Here is an 8,328-nt window from a genome sequence, read left to right on the forward strand (position 1 = left end):
CGACGTCGTTGGTCACGATGGCCTTGAAGTGCTGGTCCAGCACCTGCTGGTCGACCACGTCGCGCAGGTCGATCAGATGGTTGGAAAGGATGCCCGGCCATACGACATCGATCTGAAAGACGTCGATGTCGCCCGACTTTGCGGCAAGCAACTGCTGATATAGTGCGAGGCGCTCGTTGCTGTCGTTAGGGGTGGAGACGAGCTGGACCCTGTGTCCGGTCTTCGCCTCCCAAGCCTTGACGCCACTCTCGCACACCTGGAACTCGATACCGACCGAGCCGCAGGAAACGGATATGGCTGTACTCGTTTCCTTTTGGGCGTGGGCATCGGAAGCGAGAGCGGCCAGAAAAAGACCGAAAAAGAGACCCAGGATGGGGGATGTCGAGAGGGTCGGTGGTGCGGCAATTTTCCCCATGGTCGTTCCAGCCTCCCTTAGGTTATTTTTTCTTTCGTGCCCTATGATTTAGCTTTCGCTAGTGATTGCGATGGCAACATTCGGGGGACAAGTCCCTAAAAAAGCACATTGCACGTCTAAGACTGGATCGATGGCGAACCACGGGCCCCATGGCTCCCAGCGATGCCGGACGAATAAAGCGATTGACACTCATTCTCATCTGCTCTAACGATTAGGGCATCATCGGCTGGGTTCAAATCATCATGTATGTCTGCATCTGCCACGGATTTAATGAGAAGAAGGTCAAGCAAGCGCTCTCGCAAGGCGTCTGCACCGCAGCCGGATTCTTCAACTGCATGGGCTGCAAGCCGCAGTGCGGGAAATGCGTTCCCTATGTCCGGCAAATGGTCGCCGATCATCGCAAGACGATGACTTGCGCGAACACCTGCGAACCGCTTGAAGAAGCCGCCATCGCTGCCGAGTGAGTTTTTGCGAACAGTCCTTCCCGTTCCGGACATCGCTTCCCGCCTTGTTGCTCAAGGTCTCCGCTTTTAAGCTCTGATCTCAAGTGCTACGCCACCTGTCTCGTCGGTGGCGCAGCGGTCTTCCGATGCGGTCATGCAACCCTTGAGAGCTTGAATCGTTCCTCCGCGATCCGATCCGCCGCGATGTTCGTCGGAACGCCGTCGGCGTCCGCGCGCTTGAAGATCGTCATGAGCGTATCGTGAATGCGGTCGACATGGGCGAAGGCGGCGGTGCGGTCGTAGCCGGTACCGGACGGACCGAACTCATGGCTGATGTTGATGACGCCGCCGGCATTGATGACGTAGTCGGGTGCATACAGGATGCCACGTTCGGCCAGAAGGGCGCCGTGCCGGTCCTCAGCGAGCTGGTTGTTGGACGATCCTGCAACGACCGCCACCTTGAGCCGGGGCAGGGTATTGTCGTTGATCACCGCCCCCAGCGCGCAGGGGGCGAAGACATCCGCCTCCACATCGAAGATCGAGTCGGCGTCGATCGGCGCGGCGCCGAAGGTTTCGACCGCGCGCTCCACATGGTCCTGCCGGATATCGCTTACCGACAGCCTGACGCCTTCGTCCGCCAATTGCCGGCACAGGTCCCAGCCGACGTGACCCAGACCTTGAACGACGACCCGCAATCCGTCCAGACTGTTGCGGCGCAGGCGGTAATCGACGGCGGCCCGGATGCCCATGAAGACGCCCCGTGCCGTTGCCGGCGACGGGTCGCCACTGCCGCCGTCTTTCAAGCCCGCGACGTGCCGCGTGACGTTCCGGATTACCGCCATGTCGTCGACCGACGTGCCGACATCCTCGGCGATGATGTAACGCCCGGCCAGCCGGTCCACCGCCCGGCCCATGGCAGCCATCAGTTCGGGCGACTTTTGACTTCGCGCATCTCCGATGATCACCGACTTGCCCCCGCCGAACGGAAGATCAGCAAGAGCGTTCTTGTAAGTCATGCCCCGTGACAGGCGCAGCGCATCGCGCACCGCGTCGCCTTCGCTGGCATAGGCCCACATGCGGCAACCGCCCAAAGCCGATCCGCGGACGGTGTTATGGACGGCGATGATGGCTCTCAGACCTGTTTCGGCATCCGATGCGAAAACCACCTGCTCATGATCGTCGAAGTCCTGCTGCGAAAATACGGTCATCCTCATCCTCTTATTTTTGCATTGCAGCAATCCCGGTGACGGCGGCGGACGCCGTCTCTTTTAAAATTATTGGGCTTTTATTGGGTACGATCAACGAGTTCTAGAACGATTCGAAAAAACGAATGTTAATGATTTGTGGCAGTGAAGTTTTTGTCCTAAAGGGACTTGCAATGAAGACCCTAAGAAACAATGTTGCGGATAACCAAATGTACCACCTTCAGGGGAACGCGGGAGCAGCATCGTACCGGATCATATACGCACCAAGCTTGGCGAAGGTGCAAGCTGGCCCGGTTAATGCATAGGTGGCTTTGGAATATGCGCGATAGTTGGGGGATCCGATGAACACCCGTGGAAGAGATCGATACGAACTCGCTGCGGCCACGGAGCTGAAAATGCTCAGCGAGCGGCTGGATAGCTTGCGGGCGCAGGCCGAGCGAACCTCCGGTGAGCGCAGGTTTACTCTTGAGCGCTCTCTCGACGCGCTGCGTGGGGTCCGTAATCGGACCGAAGCCAAGATCGAAGATGTCCGCCGCGCCTCCGACGACGCCTGGCAATTAGTCAAAGTGCACGCCGATGCAGCGCTTGCACAATTTCGTAGCGGACTCGATCAGGTCGAAAGCCAGTCGCGCCAAGTGGCGGCTTAAGGGTAGCAGCCTCAATTCAGGCGCACCGGGGGACGGATTACCGCTTCCCCCGGCGGCAACGACCGATCGAGGCGTTGCCTTATTTTCCGGCCAAAGCGCTTTCCAGAAAATCCAGCCGGTCCTGACCCCAGTAGATTTCGCCATTCAGAACGTATGACGGTGCGCCGAAGACCCCGGCTGTCAGCGCCTGCTCCGTATAGGAGTCGCGGCGCGCTCTGATCTCATCGTTTTCGGCGCGTTCGATCAGGCTGCGGGAGACGCCGTTCTTCGCCAGGATCTCGCCCAGCGTCTCGCGGTCGGCGATGTTGCGGTCCTCGACCCACAGTGCTCGTCCAAACGCGGTGGTGAGCACTGCCAAGTCGGCGCCGGCCTCGTCGGCGGCGATCAGCGTCAGCGCCGCCAATTCGTCCGCCAGCGGAAAGTGGGTCGGGTTCGGGTTCAGCGGGATGCCGAGATGATCGGCCCAGCGCCGCAGTTCCACCTGCCGATACGCTTGGCGTTGCGGAGCGCGTTTCGCCAGCGGCAAGCCGCCGGAAGCCGGGAAGATGGTGCCGAAATTGACCGGCTTGTAGGCGATCTCGGCGCCCGCCTTGGCGGCGACCGAGTGAAACCGTTCCGACCCCAGGAAGGCCCAGGGTGAGACCGGAGTGAAATAATAGTCGATACGCTGCGCCATGGTCCGCTCCCTCTTGTTTTTCTCCGGCCGGTTTTCACCTGACCGGCTTCTCTGGCTTTATCTGGTTTTCGCCAGCGTGTCGCGCACGGTTTCCGAAAAGCTGGTAGACGGCACGGCGAAGCCGACCATGTCTCCGGCTATCGTTCCCGCCGCCACGTCGATGCCGACGATAGCCGGCCCGTGCCGCTCCCGCATCAGCAGCGGCGATCCGCTGTCGCCATGGGTCGCGTCGCAGGTATGCGTCAGCAGCCCGGGAGACACGGTGTTCTTGCCCAGCGAACAACCGTCGTGGATCGACAGCAGATGGGCTCGATCTTGGCTGTATCCTGCGCGCATGAGCACCGCTCCCGCCGGCGGACTTGCATCGCTGACCGGAACCGGCTTGATCGGCACGGCTTTCTCAAGCACGACGATCGCCCAATCCGCCCGCACCGTACCCGTCCCGTAGGAATAGGCGTCCGGAACGACGACGGACAGTGCCGCGGAGTGCGCGATGAACTCACCGCGCCTGTATCCCGCCAGGAAATGCAGGTCGGCAGCCCTGACCCTCCGTCCGCTGCGCTTGTCGTAGAGGCAGTGGGCGGCAGTCAGCACTTGGCGCGGCCCGATCAGCGTTCCCGTGCAGAAGCCTCCCGTGCTGCGATTGATCCGGCCGATGGCCGACCAGGGCCATTCCTGACTGTCCAGCGGTGTCCTGTCATCCCGTCCCATGATGCCGGGCAACCGCTCGCGACCCGCGGCGGCCGGAGAGAGGGAAGTCGCCGCCAGAACCGCGATGAAAGCCGCCAATGCGGGAGCCAGTCCTGAAGTCAAACCATTGCCATGCGACTGTGTCGGAGAATATCAGGGTCGGCGTATTTCGGCCCTATCGTTGGAGTTGTAAGGACATCAACTCGATTTCGCAAGTTCCGCCTCGTTTCACTCCGCCGAGGCCGTGTGCTGGCGCTCCAACTCCTGGATGCGGCGACGGATACGGCCGATCGGTTGGAGCTGCCGTGCCAGCAGACCGTAGAGCAGCGGCGTTGCGAACAGCGACAGCAGCGAGCCGATCGATACCCCTCCGACGATGACCAAACCGATGGCCGTGCGGCTTTCCGCACCGGCGCCCGATGCCACGGCCAAGGGAACGGCGCCGAACACGGTGGCGATGCTGGTCATCAGGATCGGCCTGAGCCGTGTCGCGGCGGCCTCCCGGATCGCGGTTTCAAGCTCGGCGCCCTCGTCGCGCATCTGGTTGGCGAACTCGACGATCAGGATCGCGTTCTTGGCGATCAGGCCGATCAGCATGACCAGACCGATCTGAGTATAGATGTTCAGCGTCATCGCCGACGCGACGATGGCCGACAATCCGCCGAACAGGGCAAGCGGTACGGTCAGCATGACGATCGCAGGCAGGGTGAAGCTCTCGAACTGAGCGGCCAGCACCAGGAAGGCGATCAGCAGCGCCATGCCGAATGCGAAGTAGATGGCGGAACTGCTGTCCTGAAGCTCCCGCGCGGCACCGTCGAAGGTCAGGCGAACCTGGAGCGGCAGTACTTCGGCGGCTGCCTGCCGGACGATGTCGATCGCCGTTCCCATCGCCATTCCGTCCAGGTTGGCCGTGACGGTGATCGCACGCAGCCGGTCCACCCGTCCCAGCTCGCTGGGACCGGCGATGTCGCGCACCGTCAGCACGCTGGACAGCGGCACCAGCTTGTCCGTATTGGCGCCCCGCAGGAAGATGCTTGACAGGTCGCGCGGGTTCGCCCGCTCACTTGGGGAGGCCTGGACGACCACGTCGTATTCCTCGCCCCGGTCGGTGAAGCGGGTCACCGTCCGCCCGCCGATCAGGGTCTCCAGCGTCTGGCCGATCTCCCGCGTGCCGAGCCCGAGGTCGGCCGCCCGGTCGCGGTCCACCGTGATCCGCAACTGCGGCTTGGTCTCGTCGTAGTTGGCCTGGATCGTGCCGAGCCCCGGTTCGTCGCGCAGCCGCTCGATCAACAGGTCGCGCCACGCGGCCAGTTCCTCGTAGTTGCTGCCGCCGAGCACGACCTGGACCTGATTGAGTCCGCTGCCGCGCGCGATGCCGCCGCTGGCGAAGGCAGCCACGCGAGCTCCCGGCACGGCCTGTAGCTTGGTCCGCAGGTCGGCCATGATGGCGGACTGGGAGCGCGAACGCCGCTCCCATGGAGCAAGCCAGACCTGGATCGTCGCCCGGTTGACGCCGGTCTGTCCGCCGAAGCCCGGATTGAGGATCGCCAGCACCGTGGCGACTTCGCCCGTCTCGCGGTAGGGAGCCAGGATGCGCTCGATGCTCGCGATCTCCCGCCTCGTATAGTCCTGGCTGGCTCCTTCCGGCGCCGTAACGCCGATCCGGAAACTCCCGCGGTCTTCCGGCGGCGTGAACTCCTGGGGGATCAGCGTGAACAGGTACAGCGTCCCGCCGCACAGCGCGCCGAACAGCGCCAGCATGAGAACCGGGGCACCCAGCACGCCGTTCAGCAGGCGGGAGTACAGGCTGGTCATGCCGACGAAGAACCGCTCGGTCAGCCGGAAGAAGGTGCCGTGTCGATGGGAGCGCAGCATTTGACCGCACATCATCGGCGTCAGCGTCAGTGCGACCAGCGCCGAAAACGCGACTGAAGCGCCCAGCGCTACCGCGAACTCCTTGAAGAAGCGGCCGACGGTATCCTGGAGCAGCACCAGCGGGAAGATCACCGCGATCAGGACGGCCGTGGTCGCGATCACGGCGAACCCGATCTGCCCGGCACCGCGATAGGCCGCTAGCAGCGGCGGCTCGCCCAGCTCGATCCGGCGGCTGACGTTCTCGACCACGATGATCGCGTCGTCCACCACCAGCCCGATAGCCAGCACGAGCGCCAGCAGTGTCAGGACGTTGATCGAGTAACCCAGCGCCGCCAGCACGCTGAACGCCGCGACGATGGACACCGGGATCGCGACGGCCGGGATGATCGTCGCCCGCAGGTCGCGCAGGAACACCCAGGTAACCAGCACCACGAGTCCGAGGGCGATCGTCAGGGCGTGGAAGACCTGATAGATCGACTCGCCGATGAAGATGCTCTCGTCATAAGAGATATCGACTGCCGCATCGCCGGGCAGACCGTTCCCAAGCCGGTGAAGCAGCGACTTGACGCCCTCGGCCACTTCCGTCGTATTGGCGGTCGCCTGCTTGGTGATGCCCAGGCCCACGGCGGCCCGGCCGTCGATCGTATAGTCGCCCCGGTCTTCCCGGATGCCCAGTTCGACTTTCGCCACGTCGCCCAGGCGGATGAAGTTGGAGCCGCGCTGGGAGATCACGATCCGGGAGAACTGTTCGGCCCGGGACAGGCGGGTATCGGTGCGGACGGTGAACTCGCGCTGGGTCGATTCGATGCGGCCGGCTGGCAGTTCGGCATTCTCCCGCCTCAGAGCGGTTTCGATGTCCTGGACCGTCAGATTGCGCGCCGCCAGCGCGGCGCGGTCCAGCCAGACCCTCATCGCGTAGATGCGCTGGCCGCTGATCCTGACATCGGCGACGCCGGGGACGGCGGTGATCTGATCGACCAGCACGCGCCTGACATAGTCGGTCAGTTCCAGCCGGCTCAGCTGCTGGCTGGTCAGGGTCGCCCACAGGATCGGCGAGCTGTCGCTGTCCACCTTGGCGACCACGGGGGCGTCGGCCTCTTCCGGCAGGCTGCGCGAGGCGCGCGAGACGCGGTCGCGAACGTCGTTCGCGGCACTCTCGATGTCCCGCGTCAGCAGAAATTCGATCCGGACGTTGGACGTGCCCTCCCGGCTGGTCGACCGGATCGTCTTGATACCCTCGATCCCGCTGACCGCCCCTTCCATGACCTGGGTTATCTGGGACTCGATCACCTCGGCGGAGGCGCCCTCGTATGTGGTGCCGATGGATATGACAGGCGGATCGACGGCGGGATATTCCCGCACCGGCAGCTTGGAGAAGGCGAAGATGCCGAAGACGACCAGCAGCGCATTGACTACGACGGCGAGCACGGGACGCTGGATCGAGATGTCGGAAAGCACCATGGCTCAACTCCCGGCGGCTGTTGCCGGAACCGTCGGCGGCGGCGAGGTCTCCGCCTTGACCGGAAGCCCGTCGCGCACGCGCTGGGTGCCCCGGACGACGACAAGCTCTCCCGGCTTGACCCCGTCCCGTACCTGCACCATGCCCGCCTGACGCAGGCCTATCGTGATCGCGCGCCGCTGCGCCCGGCCGTCGGCGACCACGAAGACGAACTGGCGCTCGCCCAGCGGCACCAGCGCTTCCTCCGCGATCAGGACGGCGTCGGCCTTGGTGGAAAGCGTCAGACCGACATTCATGAACATACCGGGTTTCAGCCGCAGGTCGGGGTTGGGGAGCACGGCCACCACCTCGACCGCCCGCGTGACGGGATCGACGCGGGTGTCTATGGCGCTGACGATACCGGCGAAGGTTTCCGTCGGATATGCGGAGCTTCTGGCGGAAACGCCAAGACCCTGGCGCAGGCTGCCCAGCGCCGCTTCCGGCACGCGGAAGTCCAGCTTCACGGTGCGGATATCGTCCAGCGTCGTGATCACCGTCCCGTTCGACACCAGCGCTCCCGGACTGACGCGGCGAAGGCCGGTCTGTCCGGCGAAGGGAGCCGTGACGACAAGATCCTGAAGCCGTGCCCTTGCGGCCCGCGCCGCGGCGTCCGCCCGGTCGAGCGCCGCGGTCAACTCGTCCACCCGGGCTTCGGCGACGGCCTGCCGGGTCAGAAGCGCCCGCGAGCGCTCCAGGAGTTGCAGCGCGTTGCGGCGGTCGGCCTCGGCAACTGCCAGCTGCGCCCTGGCTTCGGCATCGTCCAGCTCCACCAGCACGGCTCCCCGCTCGACAAGCTGGCCGTCGTCGAACCGGATCGTCTTGATGTTGCCGGTCTGCTTGGAGTTGATGGTGACGGCCTCGTTCGCGCGCAGCGTTCCG

Annotated in this window: 7 protein-coding genes and 1 pseudogene; 2 read left to right on the forward strand and 6 right to left on the reverse strand. The window is 64.0% G+C overall.

Features of this window, described 5'->3' with window-relative positions; all coding sequences use genetic code 11:
• Positions 1 to 415, reverse strand: a pseudogene (locus tag AC5JJ6_RS30850) (hypothetical protein); the annotation flags it as partial.
• A gap of 242 nt (positions 416 to 657) precedes the next feature.
• Between AC5JJ6_RS30850 and AC5JJ6_RS30855 the strand changes: the two are divergent.
• The gene (locus tag AC5JJ6_RS30855) at positions 658 to 879 is read left to right on the forward strand and encodes a (2Fe-2S)-binding protein (RefSeq protein WP_084720715.1); all 222 of its coding nucleotides are present in this window, start codon (positions 658 to 660) and stop codon (positions 877 to 879) included.
• 131 nt (positions 880 to 1,010) lie between these two features.
• Here AC5JJ6_RS30855 and AC5JJ6_RS30860 read toward each other — a convergent pair whose 3' ends face one another.
• On the reverse strand, positions 1,011 to 2,066 hold the full coding sequence (locus tag AC5JJ6_RS30860) for a Glu/Leu/Phe/Val family dehydrogenase (protein WP_496045719.1): 1,056 nt from the start codon (positions 2,064 to 2,066) through the stop codon (positions 1,011 to 1,013).
• Between the two features lie 338 nt (positions 2,067 to 2,404).
• Between AC5JJ6_RS30860 and AC5JJ6_RS30865 the strand changes: the two genes are divergently transcribed.
• A complete protein-coding gene (locus AC5JJ6_RS30865) occupies positions 2,405 to 2,710 on the forward strand; it encodes a sll1863 family stress response protein (protein ID WP_496045720.1) in 306 nt (101 codons plus the stop codon).
• Positions 2,711 to 2,789: 79 nt separating this feature from the next.
• Here AC5JJ6_RS30865 and AC5JJ6_RS30870 read toward each other — a convergent pair whose 3' ends face one another.
• From AC5JJ6_RS30870 to AC5JJ6_RS30885, 4 genes are all read right to left on the reverse strand, one after another.
• Entirely contained in the window at positions 2,790 to 3,386 is a 597-nt protein-coding gene (locus tag AC5JJ6_RS30870) for a 2-hydroxychromene-2-carboxylate isomerase (protein ID WP_496045721.1), read from the reverse strand.
• Between the two features lie 57 nt (positions 3,387 to 3,443).
• Complete coding sequence (locus AC5JJ6_RS30875) at positions 3,444 to 4,175, reverse strand: trypsin-like serine peptidase (RefSeq protein WP_496045722.1); 732 nt, start codon at positions 4,173 to 4,175, stop codon at positions 3,444 to 3,446.
• Between the two features lie 129 nt (positions 4,176 to 4,304).
• Positions 4,305 to 7,412, reverse strand: a complete 3,108-nt coding sequence (locus AC5JJ6_RS30880) for an efflux RND transporter permease subunit (RefSeq protein WP_496045723.1) — start codon at positions 7,410 to 7,412, stop codon at positions 4,305 to 4,307.
• 3 nt (positions 7,413 to 7,415) lie between these two features.
• Positions 7,416 to 8,328, reverse strand: a 913-nt coding sequence (locus tag AC5JJ6_RS30885; protein WP_496045724.1) for an efflux RND transporter periplasmic adaptor subunit, incomplete at its 5' end; no start/stop codon positions are given.

It is taken from the genome of Skermanella sp., assembly GCF_059503625.1.

What these genes read in the sequence shown, in the direction of transcription:
- AC5JJ6_RS30855 (WP_084720715.1), top strand. Translation starts at nt 658, where the DNA reads ATGTATGTCTGCATCTGCCACGGATTTAATGAGAAGAAGGTCAAGCAA.
- AC5JJ6_RS30860 (WP_496045719.1), bottom strand. Translation starts at nt 2,066, where the DNA reads ATGACCGTATTTTCGCAGCAGGACTTCGACGATCATGAGCAGGTGGTT.
- AC5JJ6_RS30865 (WP_496045720.1), top strand. Translation starts at nt 2,405, where the DNA reads ATGAACACCCGTGGAAGAGATCGATACGAACTCGCTGCGGCCACGGAG.
- AC5JJ6_RS30870 (WP_496045721.1), bottom strand. Translation starts at nt 3,386, where the DNA reads ATGGCGCAGCGTATCGACTATTATTTCACTCCGGTCTCACCCTGGGCC.
- AC5JJ6_RS30880 (WP_496045723.1), bottom strand. Translation starts at nt 7,412, where the DNA reads ATGGTGCTTTCCGACATCTCGATCCAGCGTCCCGTGCTCGCCGTCGTA.